Source organism: Bacteroidetes bacterium GWF2_43_63, assembly GCA_001769275.1.
Taxonomy (GTDB): domain Bacteria; phylum Bacteroidota; class Bacteroidia; order Bacteroidales; family DTU049; genus GWF2-43-63.
In genome coordinates this window covers 1-22766 of record MEOQ01000007.1, presented here as the reverse complement: position 1 = coordinate 22766, position 22766 = coordinate 1, and the positions used below count along the sequence as shown (strand labels likewise).

Sequence of the window (22766 nt, the reverse complement as noted above, 5' to 3'; positions counted from 1 at the left end):
AATATTATGAACACACAAATCACATTAGATCGGCTCCGGGAGCTTAAACTACAGGGCATGGCCGATGCTTATCAGGCCATCCTGACAATGCCTGTACAACAGCAACCAACACTCCATCAACTTGTGGCCAGGCTCTCCGAAGCAGAAATGCAACACCGGCAACACCTGAAAACTCAAACGTACATCAAACAAAGCAAACTACGTTACCATGCGGTTTTGGAACAGGTACAGTGCAGCTCTGCCCGAAATCTTCATCAGGAAAAACTCATGGCAATTGCTGATTGCAGTTTTATTGAACGAAACGAAAACATACTGATTACAGGCGCTACAGGCTGCGGAAAAAGTTATCTGGCTTGCGCCATCGGCAGGCAAGCCTGCTCGATGGGCTACAAGACACTTTACCTCGGCATGACGCGCTTTTTGGAACGCATTGCACAAACAAAACTTGATGGCACTTATATTAAAATGCTCAACCAAATTGAGAAGACGCACTTGCTCATACTCGATGACTTCGGATTACACCCCATGGACAAAGTCACTCGTCTGGCTCTTCTTCAGATGCTCGAAGATCGGTACGGCTTGAAATCAACACTCATCTGTTCGCAACTCCCGGTCGAAAAATGGTACACCTACATCGCTGAAGACACCATTGCCGATGCTATTATGGACAGATTGTCAGCCAATGCTCATCGCTTTGAGCTCAAAGGTGAATCGCTTCGAAAGAAAAAATCAGAAAAAATTGACTAATATTGCATCACAAATCCGCCCCCTTTCAGGTGGCGCCGATTGCACCGGAATGGTGGCGCTGAATCACCGGAATAATCACCAGTAATTATTATGTAAATATGAATATACACTATTTAACACATTAATCGCGTGTTGTTCATAAATACTTCCTTCTGTTATAAATTTTGCGGAAGCGGCAAATCCAACAGCGTGATAAAAAGCATTTGCACCTCCTCTTTCACAAAGAGAACCTGTATGAGAGCCGTTTTCATTTGCAAAACAAACATTTTCATCTTTTTCATTATTAACACCATGCACACATCTGCTTTCACATATATTCCAATAAGTCCAATCATGCAATACGAGATAGTCAATAATTCTCACTGTGATTTCTTGAACTTCTTTAACAAATGATCGAGTTGAGCTCTTTCCATCTGAAAATATCTTATTCATGTAGTTTTCGTTTTCTGGTAAAAAATGCTTTACGCATGCAAACCCTAAAAATAAAAATGCCAAATGATCTTGACTCATTTCAGACCCGTGCTTCACATAAGCAATATAAGATGATGCAATACATTTAACTCTATGTCCATCGTGAATAGGCACCCAGGATTCGTTTAATTTATCGATGTAGGTTTGATTAGTTTCAAAATCTCTAGGGACATCATCCCGGATAAAAAAACCATTAATATTATCTTCACAAAATCCATCACCAATGCATGCAGAACAGTCCCAGGATTGTTCTGCTTCCCAATCAAGTCTATTAATTGCCTCTAACGCAAAAAACAATTCTTTTTTTGTTTGCTCCACTTCTGGGCTATTTGAAGATAACCCAGATTTTATCTGTAGATCGTATTCCATGGAAAGAGTTGCAATATAATACCCAATCATACGAGCTTCATCACTCCAACGTACTACGTCATTGGCATCTCTATTCCTTGCAGGAATATCACATCCAAACTCACTTTCGTCCTGTGAGAAAATCATGAAGTTTTTTAATCCTTCTTTATAAAGCCAGTATTTTTCCTTTTGCGTATTAAAATGGATTGCTGGCTGAGCATTTATCTCAACAAAGGCAATAGAAAAAACACAAAAAATAACAAGCCTAATTTTCATAGTTATTGTTTTTTAGTTTTTTTAAATGTCCAACCAATATTAACTCCAAGGTGAGCAGTTGGCAGAACCATTTTCTTTGATCTGTGAAAATCAGGCACTCCATATATCCAATCATAATTATTGCCCATCAGTTCACGCCATTTATACCGAATTCCAATTCCCGAATAAATGTCAATCAGAAATTTGTTTTTGCAGAATACTTTTCCAAATAACAACTCAAAACCAATGACTGATTTATTATAATCGGCTCGTTCATTATTATATTCTGGGATATAACTATATGGCCCACTATACCATTGATATTCATCTGCAAAAATATATTTATATCTTTTGTAAAAAAGAAATAGTTGTAGATACAGGGAGTTATTAAAATAGATATTTGTAGCTAATCCAATATTAAATCCAGTGCTGTTGTATTTCAGCACTTCATTTAACCCAGTACTGTCATTATAAAAAGAGTATTTATACTTCTCTTCACAGAGATTTAATGAAGAGCTTTTTATGCCAATCTTTAATTCCAGAGAAACTTTACGAAATAGAGGATATTCAAATCCAATTCGAATGTCATCCCATAACCATTGCAACGGATTTATTTTTATTGCAAAATGACTTTGAACACTGTCTGAATAATTTATATCAAAAATATTTTTCAGCACTGGTTCGTGTAATGAAAAACCGTTTTGCAGTTGGGCAGTTTGCGCGTTTACAATTATCGGAGTAAAACTCAGATAAAACAGAATTAAAAAAAGCAACCATGGAAATATTTTCATAATTGATTAAGTTAACAGCACAAATATAGTCGCTTAATCAGCAAAATGCAATCCCCCAAATTAATTTATTATTTATTTTTCCCAAGTCGTTGCAAAGCTGATGCAGACATCTGCACAAACTCAGTAAGAAATACGGTGCTTTTTAGATTCTCTTTACTCAGAAAAATCCGGAAAACAGAATATCTTTGATTGCAAAATATAACTGCACAAAGCATGAAAACCCGCTATGTTGCTCTCCTCCGCGGCATCAATGTCGGCGGAAAGAATGTGATTCCGATGAAAGATCTCAAATCCTTGTTTGAACAATGCGATTTTTCAGATGTCGAAACGTATATCCAGAGCGGCAATGTGATGTTTTCTTGCGAAATTTCTGATGTTGCAAAAATCAAAAAGGAAATTACAATCAACCTGAAAAAATATATGGGTACCGACATTCCGCTTGTGTTGCTTTCCGCTGAACAACTCCGCAACGTGGTCACAAACGCACCACTTTGGTTTGGCGCTGAGCCCGCATTATTCAAATACGATGTTGCCTTTCTCGATCCCGAAATAAACGCAGAAACATTGCTTCCAAAAATATCTTTAAAGGAAGGTGTGGATTGCGCGGCAGCCGGCCATGGCGTTTTGTATTTTTCAAAATTGATTGAAAAGGAATCGCAGAGCCGCTTGCCGAAAATAATTGCGTTGCCCGAATACCGGATGATGACAATCAGAAATAGAAATACAACGCTGAAATTATCGGAGTTGGTGTAGTAAAAATCAGAGAATCGAAATTCGAGACAGTCCTTTTCTTCCTAATTTCTTCATATTTACGCTTTCCAATGTTGTCAATCCGAATAAATTCATATTTTTGTGCTCCTTTTAAATTGAAATCGTTACAAATTTAAATCAGAACAACATATGAAAGTGTATCAGACTGGAGATATCCGCAACATCGCACTGGTTGGCGGTGCCAAATCTGGAAAAACGACTCTGGCCGAGTGTTTTCTGCTTGAAGGTGGTGTGATTAACCGCCGTGGCGCTGTTGAAGACAAGAACACTGTTTCGGATTACCGTGAAATAGAGCTCGAAAGACAGAATTCCGTTTTCTCAACCGTTCTGTATGCCGAATACAGCGGCAAGAAAATTAATATAATCGACACTCCGGGTTTCGACGATTTCGTAGGCGAAGTACTTGCAGCTCTCACTGTGAGCGACCTCGCTGTGATGCTCATCAATGCCCAGAACGGTATTGAAGTTACCACCGAAATCAGCTGGCGCAATCTTACCCGCATGAACAAGCCGGTGATGTTCGTCATGAACCAGCTTGATCACGAAAAAGCCAACTTCGACGAGGTGCTCCGCGAGCTCCAGAGCCAGTTTGGCAACAAAGTGATTGCTGTTCAGTACCCTGTTGCTACGGGCGTTGGATTCAACGCTGTTGTTGACGTACTCACAAAGAAACTCTATAAATATCCCGCTAACGGTGGTAAACCGGAAGTACTTGATATTCCAGAAAGCGAAAAAGCCAAAGCCGATGCAATGCGCACTGCTTTGATTGAAGCTGCAGCTGAATCAGATGAAGCATTGATGGAAAAATTCTTCGAAAACGGCGACCTGAGCGAGGAAGAACTCGTCAATGGTCTTGCCGCAAGTATCATTCAGCGTAATATTTTTCCATTGCTTTGCGCCAGCTCAAAACACAATATGGGTACTGGCCGCCTGATGGAATTCGTTGCTCAGTTTGGACCTTCACCGCTTCAGGGTGTTCCAATGAAATCGAAAAGCGGAAAAGAATATCATTACAAATCATCTGATCCTTTCTGTGCATTTGTTTTCAAAACAAGCATTGAACAGCACCTGGGCGAAATCAGTTTCCTCAAAATCGCAGCCGGTGAAATTTCCGAAGGATCGGATGTTGTCAACGGTCTCAACAGCACCAAAGAACGTATCACCCAGATTTTTGCCGTTGCCGGTAAAAACCGTGAGAAACTTGAAAAAGCTGTAGCCGGTGACATAGTAGCTACTGTGAAACTGAAAAACACTTCAACAAACGAAACGCTCAACAATCCGAAAAATTCTGACGAAGAAATCGTTTCTATTCAATATCCGGAACCAAAATACCGTACCGCCATTAAAGCGCAGAATGCTTCGGACGATGAAAAGCTTGGTGCTGTATTGAATGAATTGAAAAAAATTGATCCTACCATTCTTGTAGAATATTCGAAAGAGCTTAAGCAGATCATTGTCAGCTGTCAGGGCGAAATGCACATGAACGCTGCCAAATGGCATATGGAATCCCTTGAGAAGGTTATGGTGGAACTGTATGCTCCTAAAATTCCTTATCGCGAAACCATTACGAAACCTGCCAAAGCAATGTACCGCCACAAAAAACAATCGGGTGGCGCCGGACAGTTTGGCGAAGTTCACATGATGGTCGAACCATGGCGTGAAGGCATGAGCTGGGTAACTGAATTTCCTGTTCGTGGATCGGATGAGCATATTTTACCATGGGGTGGAAAACTCGTTTTCAACAACTGTATTGTTGGTGGTGCCATCGATGCACGCTTTATGCCTGCCATCCTGAAAGGTATCATGGAAAAAATCGAAGAAGGTCCGCTCACAGGATCTTATGCCCGCGACATCGTTGTTTATGTATATGACGGAAAGATGCACCCGGTTGATTCAAATGAACTTTCATTCAAGCTCGCTGGTCGACAGGCGTTCAAAGAAGCTTTCAAAAATGCAGGTCCAAAGATCCTCGAGCCGATTTATGATGTTGAAGTCATGGTTCCCTCCGATCGCATGGGCGATGTAATGACTGACCTTCAGGGCCGACGTTCTGTTGTAATGGGCATGGACAGCGAAGGAAACTATCAGAAAATTAAAGCCCGCGTTCCGCTGGCCGAAATGAACCGTTATTCAACAGCGCTTAGTTCACTCACTTCGGGAAAAGCAACCTATACTATGAAAATGGCCGAATACCAACAGGTGCCAACCGATGTTCAGACCATTCTGCTCAAAACGTACGAAGATCAGGAAAAAGACGAAGAATAGTTTTTATAAATACCGAAACACCCTGTCATGGCAGGGTGTTTTTTTTAAATAGCAATGTTATGCTGCGTCATATAGGAATTCATATTCAGAACAAAAATGAAATCAACGATTTCTATCGTGATATTCTTGGTTTTCAGGAGTTGAACCGTTTTGATTTGAACAATAAAACGGCAGAAAATGTTTTCGGAATATGCAACCTGATTGAAGTTGTGCGCATGAAGCAATTCGAGCTGATTATTGAATTATTGGTCTGCCCCGAAGAAAAATCAGGCAGCATGAGTCATCTGGCACTCGAGTACTGGAAAGCCGAAAGTCTTGTTGAAAAAGCCAAGGAAAAAGGATACAATGTAATCGAATTTCAGAAGGACAACGGTCGCACCGGTCGCTATATCAAAGACAAAGCGGGAAATATTTTTGAAATCAAAGAAATTAATTTCGGCTGATAAAATAATTGCAGAGACGTTTCATGAAACGACTCTGCAATTTACATTACACGCCATCAAAAATCCTTCAAGGGCAGCAAGGCAATCGTCGAATTTTTCGAGATATCCCATGTGCCCGCAATCGTCGAGTGAGAGTACAAAAGCCCGCTTTGCAAGCGCTGCCTGTGCAAGCACCAGATTGTAATCCGATTTATTGTCCTGCTTGCCAATGATGTATAAAACCGGAAGTTTTGTATCGGCTATCAGATCAATATACCCCATCCGCGCAGCCATGGCTTTCTGCGATTCAATCAATGCCTGCTTGCTGATTTTGAGTGCGCGCTGCTGAATAATCTTTATTTCATCCATCAGTCTTTCGCGATTACCTTCAAAGAACAAATCAGGCACAAACATGTTTATAAATGAGTCTCCGTGATCGTTTGCAATAATGTCCATCACTCGCTCACGATTTGTTTTTCCATCTGTAGTATCAGCGCGTGCGCTTGAATGAAAAAAACCAAATCCATTCAGACGGTGCTCGTTCGAAGCGGCATAACAAGCCGTTACATAGCCGCCCATGCTGTGACCAATCATCGTAAACCGCTCCAACTGCAGCTTATCGGCTAATACATCCATTTGCTTCGCCATGATTTCCATCGACAGATTTTCAATCACATCGCTGCCACCATGGCCGGGCAAATCGGGCATTACAACCGTATATTTTTCGCCCAACTTTTGCGCCATCGGAAACCATATTTCCTTTGATTCAGTATATCCATGAATCAGCATCACAGCTGGCCCGGAGCCATGGATGGCGTATGTCAGTTTTTTATTGTTGAAAGTCAGGAATTGCTCAGTCATGTTGAAAGCGTTTGTACAAAGTAAAGAAAACAAAATGATTTATTCGTTACAAGCGTTACAGTCGTTACAAACGTTACGCGTTACAGGCGTTACGCGTGACAAACGTGACAGTCGTGACAAGAATACTATGGTGACATTGGGTTTCAGCGCTTAATAATTACTGTTAGGTCAAACATTAATTATGTAACGTTGAGCCCAGAGCCATCTGTGCTTTGCATCGTGTTTGTGCTTATTCAACGCACTCAGGTCTCTCCGCGACGCAGAGAGGTTGAATATCTAGTGCATTGTCATGCTTCCATGTACCATGCGCTGTGCGTTGTGCCCTGTGCGCTATGCCATAGTCGTATAAACCCGCACCACGTCGTCGTCTTCCTCAATCTTTTCGATGAGTTTATCCACGTCGGCCTGCTCTTCGGGTGAGAGGTGTTTCAGCTCAACATTTGGCAGATAATCGTAGTCGGCTTTGGTAATTTCAAATCCTTTTTCCTCAATGGCCTTCTGGAGTGTTCCAAAGCTGCCGAAATCGCCATAGACCTGTATGCCGTCTTCGTTTTTAAAGATTTCTTCGGCGCCAGAATCAATGAGCTCGAGCTCCAGTTCTTCGATATCCTGACCTGTATCCTTAAAAATAAATACACACTTTTTATCAAACATAAAACTTACCGAACCATTGGTGCCCATGCTTCCGTTGCATTTATTGAAATAGCTGCGGATGTTTGCCACAGACCTGGTATTGTTGTCGGTCGCACAATGAACGTAAACGGCAATTCCATGAGGAGCATAGCCTTCGAATGATACTTCCTTGTAATCAGCCGTATCTTTTTCGGTGGCCTTTTTTATGGCGCGCTCAACATTTTCCTTGGGCATGTTGTCGCTCTTGGCGTTCTGAATGATTGCCCTGAGCCGGGTGTTATATTCAGGATTCGATCCGCCTTCTTTCACAGCCATGGTGATCTCACGGCCGTAACGGGTAAACATGCGGGACATATTGCCCCATCTTTTGAATTTTCTGGCTTTACGATATTCAAACGCGCGTCCCATAGTTTTGATTTTGAGATGAAGCGCAAAATTAAAAAAAAGAATTCCAAATTCATAGTTGTATTCACATTTATTTCATAATAAGCTGAGAATCGCATGTTTCTGTCAATCAGAAGTTCCTTATTTTTGTAAACAAACCATTTGCATGAATGTTCTTAAAACAATCTGTCTGACATTACTTTTGTTTATTGCATCCTATGCTTCAGGCCAGCTGGAAATTGAATCAGCCTTGACATCGGGGCAAAATCAAACCAAACCGGAAGGATTTCTTAATCTGGCGCTCTGTCCATCATATGAAATAAACAATTGGACGTTGGGGGCTGGAACCGAACTGGCGCTGCTGAATCCGCAAAATACAATCCTCGATGTGTGGACAATAAATGCAGAAAGGAAAATGATCGTCAAAGAGCACGAATACAAGCTTTACGGAGGTTTTTTCTGCAGGCCGTTTTCGGAATATATCCGCGAACTGAATCTGGTCGTGGAATTCAGTACTGAAAACAATCACCTGAGAGCTATGATCGGAAATAATTCCCGCATCTGGCGGCTCAGTGGAAAAGCGCTCGAACAGTGGCCTGAAGCCGATAGTGCGGGAACAGCGATAAAAAAGGAATGGCGGAACTTTTTGTATTGTTTTTCTTACCATTTGAAAAAAACAGATCATCCATGGAACATCGGAATTGGATTCAGCAATACCAACGGATTTTTCTTCAATCAGGAAACGATGCCTATGCTGTTCGGACGATACGAAAATAATATTTCAAAATCGATGCAATTGTATGCGGAATGCTGGCTACAACAGTCTGGCGGCGCCAATCTGCAAGCTCAATATTATGGATTCTTTGTGAAAGGAGGCCTGGTATGGAAAAGTGGAAAATAATCATTCTATTGCTTCCCGTTTCGCTCGCATCCTGTTTTCACGATCTCGATGAAACCGGCGCATTTCACTCGAAATACAATGCCAATGAGCGTTTCGAAATGTCGCAGGAATGGAGCAGCACACATCCGTTTCAGATAATTTTGATACCGGATTCCGATTATTCAGTTTTGTTTTGCAGCGACACTCATATCGGAACATATGAAGAATTCAACCTTGTTCTCAATGCTGCAAAATCACCGTCAGCAGCCGCTCTGGTTGTGGCGGGCGATATCACGCGCGGTCACCCTGAAAGTTATGACACTCTTGAGACCCTCATGAATACAGCTGATTCCGTCAACTGGTTTTTCACGCCGGGAAATCATGATTTGTATTTCGGTGGCTGGGATGAGTATTTTCCACGTTTCGGTGCATCGTCATATTATTTTGTTGTAAGTACTCCCGCAGGAAATGACGTTTTTATTATTCTCGACAGTGGCAGCGGCACACTCGGAAGTTTGCAGCTGGACTGGCTTACGGAAGTTCTTGAATCGTTTCATTCTTCGGCTCGTCACATCACTATTGCCACACATCTGAATGTCTTTAAGGACGGATTCGGCACCACATCTGGCTTGCCAATAGAAGAAGTGAATGTTTTACTCGATCTGTGTGCCCGGTATGAGGTAGATTATGTAATCGGCGGGCACGATCACGATCGCAATGAATCCGAGCTGGGACCGACAAATTACATCATCATGGATCAGTGCCACGACGACGAAGATGGCTCGTCGTATCTCGAAATTAATTATGGTTCTGAATCTATCAACCACGATTTTCATTCACTCGAATAGGCAAAAAAACTACTTTTGCATTCATGCAAACTGCCATTATAATATTCATCATAACATTTCTGGGTATCATTTTCACGCGCCTGCCCTATGTGAATATTGACCGGCCGTCAGCTGCATTTTTTGGTGCGGTTGCTATGGTAATTTTTGGAGTCTTAACACCAGCCGAAGCGCTCGCAGCCATCGATTTCAATACCATTGCCCTGTTGATGGGCATGATGATTATCATTGCTGTTATGCAGCTCGATGGATTCTTTAATTGGCTTGCAGCGAAAACCATGGGACTTGCAGGTAATCAGCGCAGACTGCTCACCATCATTGTTTTTGTGACCGGACTGGCATCGGCATTCATGGTCAACGATGTGGTTGTACTTATGTTCACGCCAATTGTTATAGCAATTTGCAGACATTCTGGATTAAAGCCGATTCCATATTTAATTGGGGTCATCCTCTCGTCAAACATTGGTTCAGTAATGACCATAACCGGCAACCCACAAAACATGCTGATTGGCATTAACAGCGGAATTGCTTATGCACGCTTTCTGTGGCTGCTGGCACCGGTTTCATTGATTGGACTGTTTGTAATAATTCCGGTCATTCGTCTGTTGTATAAAAAGGATTTTGAAAATAAAATACAAGTCATAAATCAACCACACACCTTTGGTTTCCGGCTCCGCAAAATGCGTTGGTCAGTTCCGGTGTTTGTACTGGTCGTCATTTTTTTCTTTATTGGGAAACCGCTCGGGTTGCCGATTCCCATCATTGCTCTTGCCGGAGCATCCCTTATATTACTGGTCGGCCGTATCAAACCCAGCAATGTCATCAAGAAGGTCGATTGGGTACTGCTCCTGTTTTTCGCCGGATTGTTTGTTGTTGTCAAAGGATTTGAAAATTCCGGGGCACTTGAAAACCTATTGTCGTTTTATCCATTGAGTAAAGATGCGGGCGGGCTGGCTGCAGTTCACGGTATTAGTCTATTGGCTTCGCAGATAGTAAGCAATGTCCCTTTTACTGTCGCATTTCTGCCTTTTATGCAGCAAGCAAACAGCGAAATGTTGTGGATAGCCCTGGCATCGGCATCCACGCTGGCGGGTAATGCAACGATCATTGGTGCTGTCGCAAATATTATTGTAATTGAATCTGCATCGAAACACGATATTAAGATCCGTTTTCTTGAATTTTTTAAGTCAGGAATCATAGTCACTTTGTTAACATTAATCATATCTTTTGGAGCTATACTCCTGTGGATTTATTTCGGAATTCTGTAATTTAACAGACTCTGACCTAATTTCCGTCTGGACAATCACTACAAATCGCCCATTTTCATGCACAAAACCGGAGAATTTTGTGCAAACTGGCCTTTTCAACCGATATATCCTATTGTGTAACAAAATGCTGTTTTATGACGTCATACTAACGAATTTGGTAGAAAACTGTTGTTTTCGCTCACTCACTTAACTAACTTTATAACACGAACGACACCAAAAAAACTCTGCGTCATGAAAACACTAATGTTCCTTTTAATTTCTGCGCTATTGGCCTCATTTCAGGTCACAGCAGCTATCGACGATGTAAAAGATTCCACAGAAGTAGCCGGAGCTACGGGACCGGTCATTGTCTGTACCATTAACAAAACTATTGCCCGCTCATACACCTCCGGATTAGAATCTGACGTTGTTACCTGCACCTGCAGCGAAGTTTTCAAAGCTCCGGTAATAAAAGAAATAATCACTAACCCCGTTTATAAAACCATTACAGTAACGGGCGCTTCACAAGGTGATCAGATTTACATTCTTAATAATAAAGGTGAAATCCTGATGCATGTTGAAGCTACTACCGATGACCCAAAGGTTGATATCAGCAGCCTTTCAGCGGGATCCTACACCATTGGCGTACAATCTTACTGATCTTTCATTGGTTTGAAAGAAAAATAAATCATGGTTGGTTATATTTTGCCCCGGCACCGTGAGGTTAGCCGGGGATTTTTTTAATCATTTTTCTGGTGCAAATATAAAGAGCTGGGATTTCGTAATCGCATAAGGGATCATGAAAAAATGATCGCTGTCAGGGATAATTTCATAGCGATATGTATTTTTGATTTTCACATTTTTTCGCAGATATTTATTCAAGCTTTTCGCAGCAATTTTCATTCGCTTTGTTTCATTTTTGCCAATTCCCAAAAATATTTTTCCAGCAGGCATGATCATATTTTCCCTCGCCTTAAGCTGCAGGAGCAAAATATTTTCGTCCCACCATACTGCGGGGCTGGCAATAAGATAATTGGTGAACAGACGCGGCTTTTCAAGCATAACATATGTTGCAAACAAACCTCCCAGCGAATGCCCGGCAATGGTTCTGTTTTCAGTTGTTTTGAAAAGTGAATCAACAAATGGAATTATTTCCTGCTCCAGCACAAGCAGGAAGGTGTCTGCTCCACCTGATCGGATTGGCGTTTGATAACGAAACGACATTGAAGAATCAGCAGAAAAATCCTGGGTCGGTGTGTAATCATAGGTTCGCTGTACTACATCATATTCAAAAGTTTCCACTTCATATCCAATACCAACCATGATGATCGGTTCAACAACATCCGTTTTATTTATACTTTGCAAAACCGAACTTGCAAGCGGCAACCAGACGTTTCCATCGAGGAAATACAGAACGGGAAATCTGGCGTTGACACTATCATTGTACTGATATGGCAAGGAGATACTAATCCGATATTTTACATGATTAATTTCGGATTTCAAAAAATATTCAGAAGTATTTGGGATCACAATACCTTCCGAAACCGTTTGAGAATGCACGTTTACAGCACACAATAAAATTAATAACAGAAAAATCTTCATCCGTAATATTATTTTTTCAGAAATACAGAGCGCAATGGCTTTTCTGTTATCACTTCAATCATATACATGCCCGGTTGCAGAAAACTTACATCCAACTGAACAAGATCAGCAACACCGCTTTCAGCGCGCATAACCAAACGACCATCGGAACTCAAAATTCTGATTTCGCAATTGTTGTCAAAAGAAAAAACAAGATTGAGCATGTTTTCGACCGGATTCGGAAAAACCTTTATTTCAGTACTTGATTCATCAATTGAAGTCAACTGCTCAACATAAATTCCATCTGAACAAATAGTATCGGAATGCAATCCGGCACCATTGACAGAATAAGCAACCGTGTAATACATTCCATTACTGGTAAACGCGCCAATGTTGGCTGTGCTGTCGTTCGAAGAAACAAAATTGTAACTGCTGGTGTCGCCACAAAAAGCACCCATACTGAAAAAATAATTCATAACGCCGCTATTCGGATCTGTCGATGCTGCGCAAGCTGTATTATTCTGCAAAATTCCGGAATAATACAATGTGTCGTAGTCGCTTTGCGTCGGACCATAAACATCTCCAACCCATGAAGGCGAAACAGGTTTTGTGTAATCAATATCCACATCGGCACCCACAGATGTCGAAAACAGATTCGCCTTATCAAGCACGATGGATTTAATTCTGCAGGACGGCGTTGAAGGATTGGGGTTTTGCCACTGAACCATGTCAAGCGAGTCGGGACCAACCGTCACAATCTCTGATGCAGAACGGCTTTGATAAACTTTCACATCGTCGTACCAGGCTTTGCTATTTCCGACACGCAAAGAAAACCCGCTTCCAGACTTTAAGGGCGTAGCATCGGTCCAATAAGATACAAGTTCGTCATTCACCCAGGCCGCATTGTATCCCGTTTCCGGATTGTACAACACTTTAACATCGTACCAGGTGTCTACCACAAAAGGATAGGCAACATCTGTCTTCAGGTTGTAAGTATTACTTACATATTCATACAACTGAATTCGTTGATTATCCAAACGGAAGTACGCCATGTAATTGTTTTCGCGGTTGCTCTGTGAAACATCGCTGCAGAAATAATGGGCACCAATTCTCCGGTTGTTGGTAGCATCCGCCGCGCCAAACTTCAGCTGCCAGTGATAAAGCCACACATGGCTACTGTCCTGCGGAAGCGGAATAGCAAGGTTGGTATTGCCCAGCGCAGAATCGGCCTGAAAAAGATGTCCATTGTCCCATACCCAGTTTCCCAGATACGAAGTCCAGTCGGAAGGAACAGATGAATTATAGTTTTCATTTATGAAACCAGCTTTATTGTTGCCTTTCCAATCTGAACCATTGAAATGCAGCACCTGCCAGAAAGATTCATCCAGTGCATTGTTGTCGGCATCGGTAAATGCGACAGTAAAATCATCAGTCTGCCAGCCGACGGGCGCATTAATGGCTGTTGTTGGCAAAATATCATCTGTTGAGCAAGTCCAAATTGCACTCCAGCCGGCCAAATTTGTAAGCGTATCGCTGTAAAAACGCAATGTAAGTGAATTCCCAGTTGCAGTTACCGTCCCCGGCGACGTAGTGCCACTATATCCGCCAATCAACGAGGATCCGGTTGTGGGTCCGTCATAAATCCATAAAGAATCGTAGCCGGACTCCAGTTCAAACGAGCTGAAAGCCAGACTCACACCCGTTGCCCCAGTTGGAGAAATAGTATAGGTAAAGTCTTCGAAGGAGTAATGTGGACGGTTTGGTCCGCCAAGGTCGAAAATGGTATCGGCACAGGGAACAACCGAGCAATCGCTGAACTTTTCCGCAATTAAATCCCAGAACTCAGTGAATCCGTCGTCATACGCCAGTGCCCAAATGCCTATTCCCCCAATGTCCCGAATATTAACCAGATCAAATCTATAGTCCATGGCCTGTTCATCGGTGACCCAGGCCTGATAGTTTAATCCAGCATTGGAATATGCCCAGTAGCTGGAAAGACTGTTGGCATCCCAACCTCTGTTGGCAGCTGAATAATTTCCTGAATAATTGTTTCTGATTGTTTTATACGTTCTTGAAGAATCAGTTCCAGAAACAGTGCTCGCTGGCACCGTTAATGCTGAAGTCCGCCATTGAAATCCATAATACGGAACACCCATCAGTAATTTCGATTTTGGAACTCCTTTATGCAGATAATAAGAAATGGTTTTTGAAAGAGTATAATTATACGTTGTCTGAAAATTATACAGAGGGTCTGTCGGGCCAGCAGTGCCACTACCACCGTAGTAATAATCATAACCCATAAAAATAAAAAGATCGACATACGGAATAATAGCCGGAAGATCCCATTCCGAAGGACTCCAGTCGACTGCCGGCATTGCGATAGATAATTCAGCACCCGGAACACGCGTGTGCAACGAATCCGCGATACGCTGAATAAATATTGTCAAAGCAGCCTTATGAGTACTAGCCACACCTTCAAAATCCAGATTAATACCATGAGCACCACGTGAATCAACAGCATTCACAAGATTTGAGATTAACGCAGTCTGCGCCGTTGTACTGCCAAAAAACGTTGTATGGTCGGTTGGATAAAACATCGTCACACATAAGTGAACCCTTGTCCCATTTGCCAGAGCAGAATCAACCACATCGACAGTAGCCCAATTATAAGTGTTTGTAGGCGCGCCCGTCGAGGCATTAAATTCATACGAGAAATAGCACAAATCAGAAAGTAGATTCCATTGATAATTATTCGAAACACTACTTCCCACCCAAGAAGGATGCCACCCAAAAACACGCTTATTCAATGTGCAGTTCGTGTTTTTCAAACTCTTGGGAATGGCAGCCGCAATAGTATCAGCGTTGGTATGCGAAGCATAATATTCCGACTCTAACTGATGAATTGAAACAGACTGTTGCGCACTGACAGACAGTATTAAGAAAAATACAGATAAGAATAATAACCCCCTCATGATTAATATTTTTCCAAATATAATAAATCTCCACAATAATAACTCTCTTTTATTCGTCATTTTATTCATCGCTTTATTCATCAGTTATTGACGAGTTTTAATGACGAGTTATTGTTATCAAAGTGTTATTGTTGGGGGTGTTGTGAAAGTATTCAGACGAATTATTGTATCTTTGTGGAATTATAGTGATGAATTATAATTGAAAGGAGGGAAAATGAAAGAAAGTGAAGAAATGGAATTCAAAACAAGCTTTTCGGAAGAATCCGCAATCCTTGAATCATTGTGCGCTTTTGCAAACTGCAGAGGAGGCACCGTTCTCGTTGGAATGAATGATGATGGCGAACCCGTTAAAATTGAAATCGGCAAAAAAACCATTGAAAGGCTCACCACCAGAATCAAGGAAAATTGCGATCCAGCTCTATATCCCTCCATTGTCGTCAAAACACACGGCCCATTTGAAATCTGCGAAATCACCATCAAAGAAGCTGAGCACAAGCCCGTATTTGTTTCCGGCAAAGCTTATTTAAGAGTTGGGAAAAGCAACGTGAAACTAAAAGTGGCAGAAATCAGGGATTTAATGCTGAAATACAAACAACCCGATTTCGACAGTAGTGTATGTAGCGAAAAACTCTCCGATCTCACTATCAGCCCACGTGTTTTGGAAGTAATTGCAACCAAAAAACCCGGGTTTAATATTGTCAATTTCATTAAAGAAAACAAACTTGAACATCGCGGAATACTCACCAATGCGGCCTATCTTTGTTTTACTGACAAAAACACCGAACACTTCAATGCCTGTGTAAAAGCCGGCAGGTTCAAGGGCAGCGACATGGTGACCATTATCGACATGACCTTGTTTGATGACGGGCTACTTGCAATAACGGAACAAGCCATGGCCTTTATAAGACGAAATATCAGAATGGGCGTGGAATTCGACGGAGGAGTGCAAAGAATTGAGAAATGGGAGTATCCGCTCGAAGCACTCAGGGAGGCCATTGTGAATGCAATTGTCCACAGAGACTACACCGATAAAAGCCAAATCCAGATCCGGATTTTCGACGACCGACTTGAAGTGTGGAGTCCCGGTAAATTACCCAGAGACATGACTCCAGAGGAAATCATCAACGAAAGCAGATCAGTGCCGAGAAATATGAAACTGGCCGAAATCTTCTACAACACAGGGCTGATTGAGTCGTGGGGATCCGGTTTTCCAAGGATTCTGAGTGAAACAGAAAAACATGGAGAAGTAACAGTAACTATGAAACATGTCGGAGATTCATTTGTGGTTACTTTCACGAAAAAACAACCTGAGAAAGTTATAGTCACGCAGAGATACAGCGCAGTGAACGACTCGCCTGAAGTTGTTTATAGATCTTCCAATCCTGTTTATTCACGATCGACTGATTCTGAACTGAATAAGCCTCAGTTGCTGGTGTTCAAAACCGTTGCCGCCCATCCGGGTCTGATGGCAAAAGATTTGTCTGTTATGCTGCAAATTCCGTTTGGCTCCATCGACCGTCATGTAAGGGTTCTGCTGAAAAAGGGCTACATCGTTCGCAAAGGCAGTAAGAAAACGGGAGGTTATGTGGCTGTTAAATAAAGGTTGAGCGAAGTTTAAAACTTCGCTCAGCTTTACATTCAAACTTCGCTCAACTTTACTAATTTTGTTTGCCAATACAATCATTGTGAAGAAGATTCTGGTTTTATGTCCCTACCCCGAAAACTGCGCTCCAAGCCAGCGGTTGAAGTATGAGCAGTATTTTGGAGAATTCCGTAAAGCAGGGTTCGACATCACGGTATCTTCTTTTATCAACAGGAAATTCTGGAAAATAATCTATTTGCCAAATCACTGGCTGGCCAAGACTTTTTACACATTGTGCGGTTATTTTCGTCGGATCACAAACCTTTTTTGCCTTCGTCGTTACGACATTGTATATGTTCATCTCTGGGTAACACCGCTTGGATTCCCTGTTTTCGAGTGGCTTGTGAAAAGGTTTTCTAAAGCGTTGATCTATGACATCGACGATATGATATTTCTTGGTCATTCCAGCGAAGCCAATCATAAGTTGCAAAACCTGAAGGGCAAAAAGAAGATGTCTTATCTGATGAAGTCGGCCGACCATGTGATTACCAGTACGCCAGCCTTGGAAGAATTTGCGCTGAAATACAACAAACGCGTTTCGGATATTCCGACTACACTTCAGGTGGATCGCTTTACGGCGAAAACGGATTATTCGTTAAACACAGAAATTATTCTTGGACACAGTGGCAGCCATAGCACCTCGAAATATCTAAAATCGATTGAACCTGTTTTTGAGAAATTGCTGAATTCTAATCTAAAATTCAAAGTCCTGGTTACTGGTGATGTTGATTTCAGGTTTGCCAATCCGGCGATTCCGGTAGAAACCAAAGCCTGGTATGCCGAAGATGAAGCCAGCGATCTGCTGAGAATGGACATTGGGCTCTATCCGCTCACCGATGAGCCCTGGGTTTACGGAAAGCGGGGCGGAAAAGCGCTCTTGTACATGGCAGCCGGACTTCCGGTGATTGCCACCGCAATTGGCACAAACAATGAAACCTTCAGTGATGGGGAAACCGGCATGCTAGTGAATGTGAATGATTTTGACGGTTGGGCCAATAAAATCCTCGAACTTGCTGGCGATGAATTATTAAGACAAAAAATCGGAACTGCCGCCAGAGAAGCTGTTAACAAAATGTTTTCGGTTGCTGCCAACAAGGATAAGTACTTAGCAGTATTGAACAAGGTTTTAAAGGATTCCTAACCTATCGAAAAAGAAGCTTTCGATATTATTTTTCTTCACGTCGTTTTTTCAGAATAAAAATTTATATATTTGCCGACTTTTTTAGACCAAGTATCTAAGAAAGTCGGAAAACTTGTTTTTTGCGTTGAAATATTTAATTTTTGCAACAAAAGGGAGGATATTATGTATTGGACATTAGAACTTGCTTCTAAACTCGAAGACGCTCCTTGGCCAGCCACCAAGGAAGAGCTGATTGATTTTGCTATTCGTTCGGGAGCACCTATGGAATTGATTGATAATCTAAAAGAAATTGAGGACGACGAGGAAGTATTTGAAAGTATCGAGGATCTGTGGCCAGATTACCCGACAAAAGATGACTTTTTCTTCAACGAAGATGAATATTAATTCAAAAGCCGCTGTAAGAGCGGCTTTTTTGTTGAAATATTTATAGCTTAGTAGTATGAAAGCATTCTGGAATACTATATACTATTTCGTTTACAGAGCTGATTATAAGTTTCACATAGCCTTCAGGTTTGTGAACCCTTTTTACTTTTTGAATTTGATGCCGTTTGCTAAAAAACAATCCAAAAAAAAAGGAGTCAATGATTTAAATGGAGAAATTGATAAGGTTTTTGAAAACCCTGCAAATGGCATAAGTACATACCGAGCTGGCTTATTCATGCATTTACTTGTAATAATTTTCTTTGCCATTCTTAATAATTTCTTTGACGCTATTGTCAAAGATATGCCAACCACCTCTTTTATTGTTTTTATGGCTTCTGGATTTATTGCATCTATCTCCTTGAATTATTTTCTTTCAAATAGAAAAAGTCAATATCTTTTATATTTTTCAAAAATAAAGAAGTGGCCGAAGAAACGACGTGTTTACGGATCTATATTGACATTGTTTTTCGTTTTGTTTGTTTTTGCGTTATTGGTCTTGAGTTTTCATGTGATGACATTAAGATTTCAAGGCGAATTATAAAACATTTGTTGATGTTATTGAGTATGTCAAGGATCTGACGTTGCAGGAAATTCAGGTACGGAATTATCAATCTGCAAGATCCACGATAAATCCAATATTTCAATCTCAATACTGACAAAACACCAAAAATCATTTTCGCTTACAATAAAACCACATATATTATTTAGAATACATATATTTGAAGTTCAAAAGCCGACATTCTGGAAGGATCATCAGTAAATATCGCTCAGACATTAAGCAAATCAGCTTTCGAAGATTTGTTCCGCAAGGAATTCAAAGGGCTGGTGTATTTTTCAATGAAATATGTGAAAGATATGGATGCTGCACGAAGCATTGTACAGGATGCTTTCATCATGCTGTGGGACAAACGCGACAGCATGGATATGGCCCGCAATCCGAAATCGTATCTCACAACGACCATCTATACCCGCTCGCTCAATTATCTGCGCGACAACAAAAAATTCGACAAGAATATCATTGATTTTGAAGAGCTGCTTGACTCTGGCTCTCAAAGCGCCGATTCAGCATTGCTTGGCAAAGAACTTAAGGCAAAAATCGACGAGGCCATCAATGAGCTTCCCGAAAAATGCCGCGAAGTTTTTCTGCTGAGCCGCAGCGAAAACATGAAATACCAACAGATTGCAGATAGTCTGCAGATTTCAGTTAAAACGGTTGAAGCACAGATGTCGAAAGCACTGGCGCATCTCAGGTCGCGACTTGGACCTTATCTGCCTGTGCTTTTGCTTATGCAGTATGGATTTCAGGAAATGTTCAGATTTTTCAACAACTAAATAAGGGTAAACATTGTCTACGGTGTAATAGAAAAGAAGCAGCAAACAAAATGAACTCTGATAACACATATTATATTTCCCTGATCAACCGTTACCTGACGGGAGATGCAACCGAGAAGGAAATATCGGAGCTTTCGGCCTGGCTGCTCGAAGACCCTGAGAATAAAAAACTATTTGCCGAGCATAAAAAAATCAACGATGCTGTCGTTCAGGAAATGATAGAAAGCAAGGTTGATCTGGACGCCGAATGGGAAATCATTCAGAAAAGAATGTTGCAACAGGGTGGCAAATCTGTTTCCTTTATTCCTGAAAAGAATAACCAGATGCGGGTGATATGGCGTGTTGCAGCGGGACTTGTTATTCTGTTCACAATTGGTTTTCTGTTGAAACAAATTATTTTCGATACTCCGGCTACAATAGAAATACTTGCCAGCAACGATGTGCTTCAAACAACCTTGCCCGATGGATCCAATATTTCGCTCAACAAAGGATCCAGCATTTCATATCCCGAAGAGTTTTCGGGCGACACACGCGAAGTGGAGCTCAATGGTGAAGCGCATTTTGAGGTGGAACACCAAGCTGAAAAACCTTTCATTGTATCAGCAGGAGATCTGCGTGTTGAAGTGCTCGGAACAAAATTCTACATCAATACCAATGCGCCTGGCGGCAAAGTCCAGGTCATTCTCATCGAAGGTTGTGTGGCTGCTTATTACAAGGAAACGCCCGAAGAAAAAACCATTCTCAAACCGGGCGAAGAAGCTGTATTCATGCCATCAACAAAGAAAATTTCAACCACAACGCAGTACGAAAAATATTTCATGGTTTGGAATACACGCAGCATGAAATTCGAGGATGAAAGACTCGATCAGGTGGTGTACACCATTTCACGGGCCTACAACCAGAAAATCACACTCGTCAATCCGGCCATCGGCAAATGCAGACTCACCGTAGCTTTCGAAGGCCAGACGCTCGAATCCGTACTTAAAGTGCTTGAATCAACCCTCGATCTCAAAGTAACCAGGCGCGGCGACGAGATTCTGGTGAATGGAAACGGATGTGAATAATATTTATATTTTTGTATCATGTTCCGGTCAAAAGCAATCACACGGTTTCTGCTTCTTGCATCCCTGTTTCTGGGCGCTGTAACCTTTTCATTTTCTCAGGACCTGAATAAAAAAATCACACTGAAACTTTCGGATGTCACGTTGCGACAGGCGCTAACAGAGATCAACAATACAACCGGAATTCTTTTTTCGTATAATCCTTCCCAGATTCCGCTCGGTGAAAAAGTATCGGTCAGCTGCCGCAACAAACCGCTGCGCAATGTTCTTGACGACTTATTCAAACCGTTCGGAATCACCTACTCCATTGTCGAAAAACAGGTGGTGCTCAAAGGCGGAAAGAAGCAACAGGAGGCGGTTCCTGAAGATCAGACAAAATACACCATCAGTGGTCATGTTACTGACAGCACTACTGGTGAAATGCTCATTGGTACAGCGATATACATAAACGGCACTACCACGGGCGTTATTGCAAACAGTTACGGGTTTTATTCTCTCTCGCTTCAGCCCGGAAAGTATGAGCTGGTCTATTCTTTCATGGGGTTCAATAAAAAAATCGTTCCGATTGACCTGAAAAAAAACGAGCAGATATCGGTTCCGCTCAGCATGTCGCAGTTGCAGATGGAAGTGGTTATTGTCTCGGATAAGGACAACGAAGACTGGCGCGACAACCTGCGGGCAGGCATGATCAACCTTAATCCGGTTGTGTTACAACAGATGCCAGGTTTTGCCGGCGAAGCGGATCCGATCAAAAGTCTGCAGTCTGTACCCGGCATTCAGAGTCAGGGAGATGGGTCTTCGTATTTTTTTGTACGCGGCGGCAAAAACGATCAGAATCTCATTTTGGTAGATGAGGCGCCGGTTTACAATGCTTCGCATTTGTTTGGTTTTTTCACTTCGATGGTTCCGGATGCTGTAAAAAATATTGACATCTATAAGGGCGATGCACCAGCGCAATACGGAGGTCGCTTGTCGTCGGTAATTGACATGCAGCTAAAGGATGGCAATATGGAGCGCTTCGGACTGAACGGCAGTACAAACTTGTTTGCAAACTCACTGGCCATTGAAGCGCCATTCAAAAAAAATGTTTCTTCGTTTTATGTTGCATTACGAACTTCAAATCTCGGCTGGATCTCAAGATCTCTTAACCACTCAAATCTCATACTGGGTTTTTCCGATTTCAATTCAAAACTGAATATTAAAATCAATCGCAACAACCGCATTTTTCTAACCATGTATGGTGGCAGGGACGAGTATTTCGTGAAATCATCTGCAGCAAGAACATCGGGCATCAACTGGAGCAACAACCTCGGAACACTGCGTTGGAACCACATCTTCAACGACAAGCTGTTTAGTAACACAACTATTTATTACAGTCGTTACAATTATTTTGTTCAGATATGGAAAGAAAATAGTGATTACTGGGACTCGCATATATACCAGGGTTCAATCAAAAGTGACTTCAGCTGGTTCTATTCTCCAGAGCTTACATTCCGCATGGGCATTGACCTAAGCGCATTTGATAGTGAACCGGGAAACATTCGTCTCAACAACGAAACTGCTCAGGCCTTGCTTCCTGTCGTGTCTGCCTATAAAAGGGGTCACATCAATTTCTTGGGGAGAAAGCAAAAAGTTTGTGCAATCTGAATAGGAAAAAACTTGTGTCAACAACACCTCTTTGGTTAGCTCTGAAG

Annotated in this window: 21 protein-coding genes; 15 read left to right on the top strand and 6 right to left on the bottom strand. The window is 41.8% G+C overall.

The window, feature by feature from the left end:
• Positions 1-6: 6 nt before the first annotated feature.
• Entirely contained in the window at positions 7-747 is a 741-nt protein-coding gene (locus A2W93_09830) for an ATP-binding protein (protein ID OFY56154.1), read from the top strand.
• A gap of 75 nt (positions 748-822) precedes the next feature.
• Here A2W93_09830 and A2W93_09825 read toward each other — a convergent pair whose 3' ends face one another.
• Both A2W93_09825 and A2W93_09820 read right to left on the bottom strand, forming a co-directional pair.
• Positions 823-1842 carry a hypothetical protein gene (locus tag A2W93_09825; GenBank protein ID OFY56153.1) on the bottom strand — a complete coding sequence of 340 codons (1020 nt, stop codon included), beginning with the start codon at positions 1840-1842 and terminating at the stop codon, positions 823-825.
• A 2-nt stretch (positions 1843-1844) separates the two neighbouring features.
• Positions 1845-2612, bottom strand: a complete 768-nt coding sequence (locus A2W93_09820; protein OFY56152.1) for a hypothetical protein — start codon at positions 2610-2612, stop codon at positions 1845-1847.
• A 213-nt stretch (positions 2613-2825) separates the two neighbouring features.
• Here A2W93_09820 and A2W93_09815 point away from each other — a divergent pair, with 213 nt between their 5' ends.
• The 3 genes from A2W93_09815 to A2W93_09805 all read left to right on the top strand — a co-directional run bounded on the left by A2W93_09815 (position 2826) and on the right by A2W93_09805 (position 6091).
• Positions 2826-3365 (top strand): hypothetical protein, encoded by a 540-nt coding sequence (locus A2W93_09815; GenBank protein ID OFY56151.1) that lies wholly within the window; start codon positions 2826-2828, stop codon positions 3363-3365.
• Between the two features lie 147 nt (positions 3366-3512).
• Positions 3513-5648 carry an elongation factor G gene (locus A2W93_09810; GenBank protein OFY56150.1) on the top strand — a complete coding sequence of 712 codons (2136 nt, stop codon included), beginning with the start codon at positions 3513-3515 and terminating at the stop codon, positions 5646-5648.
• 59 nt (positions 5649-5707) lie between these two features.
• Positions 5708-6091, top strand: a complete 384-nt coding sequence (locus A2W93_09805) for a hypothetical protein (protein ID OFY56149.1) — start codon at positions 5708-5710, stop codon at positions 6089-6091.
• A gap of 21 nt (positions 6092-6112) precedes the next feature.
• On the opposite strand, the gene A2W93_09800 is transcribed toward A2W93_09805, so the two are convergent.
• Complete coding sequence (locus A2W93_09800) at positions 6113-6931, bottom strand: hypothetical protein (protein OFY56148.1); 819 nt, start codon at positions 6929-6931, stop codon at positions 6113-6115.
• Between the two features lie 330 nt (positions 6932-7261).
• Positions 7262-7972 carry a transcriptional regulator gene (locus A2W93_09795; GenBank protein ID OFY56147.1) on the bottom strand — a complete coding sequence of 237 codons (711 nt, stop codon included), beginning with the start codon at positions 7970-7972 and terminating at the stop codon, positions 7262-7264.
• Positions 7973-8114: 142 nt separating this feature from the next.
• Here A2W93_09795 and A2W93_09790 point away from each other — a divergent pair, with 142 nt between their 5' ends.
• The 4 genes from A2W93_09790 to A2W93_09775 all read left to right on the top strand — a co-directional run bounded on the left by A2W93_09790 (position 8115) and on the right by A2W93_09775 (position 11580).
• On the top strand, positions 8115-8849 hold the full coding sequence (locus A2W93_09790) for a hypothetical protein (GenBank protein ID OFY56146.1): 735 nt from the start codon (positions 8115-8117) through the stop codon (positions 8847-8849).
• Positions 8831-9676, top strand: coding sequence for a hypothetical protein (locus A2W93_09785; protein ID OFY56145.1), 846 nt, complete (start codon positions 8831-8833; stop codon positions 9674-9676). The genes A2W93_09790 and A2W93_09785 overlap by 19 nt, the downstream gene beginning before the upstream one ends.
• Positions 9677-9699: 23 nt before the next feature.
• Positions 9700-10941: a hypothetical protein gene (locus A2W93_09780; GenBank protein OFY56144.1), complete on the top strand. Its 1242-nt coding sequence runs from the start codon at positions 9700-9702 to the stop codon at positions 10939-10941.
• Between the two features lie 243 nt (positions 10942-11184).
• Positions 11185-11580 carry a hypothetical protein gene (locus A2W93_09775; GenBank protein OFY56143.1) on the top strand — a complete coding sequence of 132 codons (396 nt, stop codon included), beginning with the start codon at positions 11185-11187 and terminating at the stop codon, positions 11578-11580.
• Between the two features lie 84 nt (positions 11581-11664).
• Here the strand turns inward: A2W93_09775 and A2W93_09770 are convergent, their stop codons facing one another.
• Positions 11665-12522, bottom strand: coding sequence for a hypothetical protein (locus tag A2W93_09770; protein OFY56142.1), 858 nt, complete (start codon positions 12520-12522; stop codon positions 11665-11667).
• A gap of 8 nt (positions 12523-12530) precedes the next feature.
• Positions 12531-15473, bottom strand: coding sequence for a hypothetical protein (locus A2W93_09765; GenBank protein ID OFY56141.1), 2943 nt, complete (start codon positions 15471-15473; stop codon positions 12531-12533).
• A gap of 199 nt (positions 15474-15672) precedes the next feature.
• Between A2W93_09765 and A2W93_09760 the strand changes: the two genes are divergently transcribed.
• From A2W93_09760 to A2W93_09730, 7 genes are all read left to right on the top strand, one after another.
• A complete protein-coding gene (locus A2W93_09760; GenBank protein ID OFY56140.1) occupies positions 15673-17073 on the top strand; it encodes a hypothetical protein in 1401 nt (466 codons plus the stop codon).
• A 79-nt stretch (positions 17074-17152) separates the two neighbouring features.
• Positions 17153-18256 (top strand): hypothetical protein, encoded by a 1104-nt coding sequence (locus tag A2W93_09755; protein OFY56168.1) that lies wholly within the window; start codon positions 17153-17155, stop codon positions 18254-18256.
• A 162-nt stretch (positions 18257-18418) separates the two neighbouring features.
• Positions 18419-18640, top strand: coding sequence for a hypothetical protein (locus A2W93_09750; protein ID OFY56167.1), 222 nt, complete (start codon positions 18419-18421; stop codon positions 18638-18640).
• Between the two features lie 55 nt (positions 18641-18695).
• Positions 18696-19220: a hypothetical protein gene (locus A2W93_09745; GenBank protein OFY56139.1), complete on the top strand. Its 525-nt coding sequence runs from the start codon at positions 18696-18698 to the stop codon at positions 19218-19220.
• A 200-nt stretch (positions 19221-19420) separates the two neighbouring features.
• Positions 19421-20011, top strand: coding sequence for a hypothetical protein (locus A2W93_09740; protein OFY56138.1), 591 nt, complete (start codon positions 19421-19423; stop codon positions 20009-20011).
• A 50-nt stretch (positions 20012-20061) separates the two neighbouring features.
• Positions 20062-21075, top strand: a complete 1014-nt coding sequence (locus A2W93_09735) for a hypothetical protein (protein OFY56137.1) — start codon at positions 20062-20064, stop codon at positions 21073-21075.
• Between the two features lie 18 nt (positions 21076-21093).
• Positions 21094-22719 carry a hypothetical protein gene (locus A2W93_09730; GenBank protein OFY56136.1) on the top strand — a complete coding sequence of 542 codons (1626 nt, stop codon included), beginning with the start codon at positions 21094-21096 and terminating at the stop codon, positions 22717-22719.
• Positions 22720-22766 lie beyond the last annotated feature (47 nt).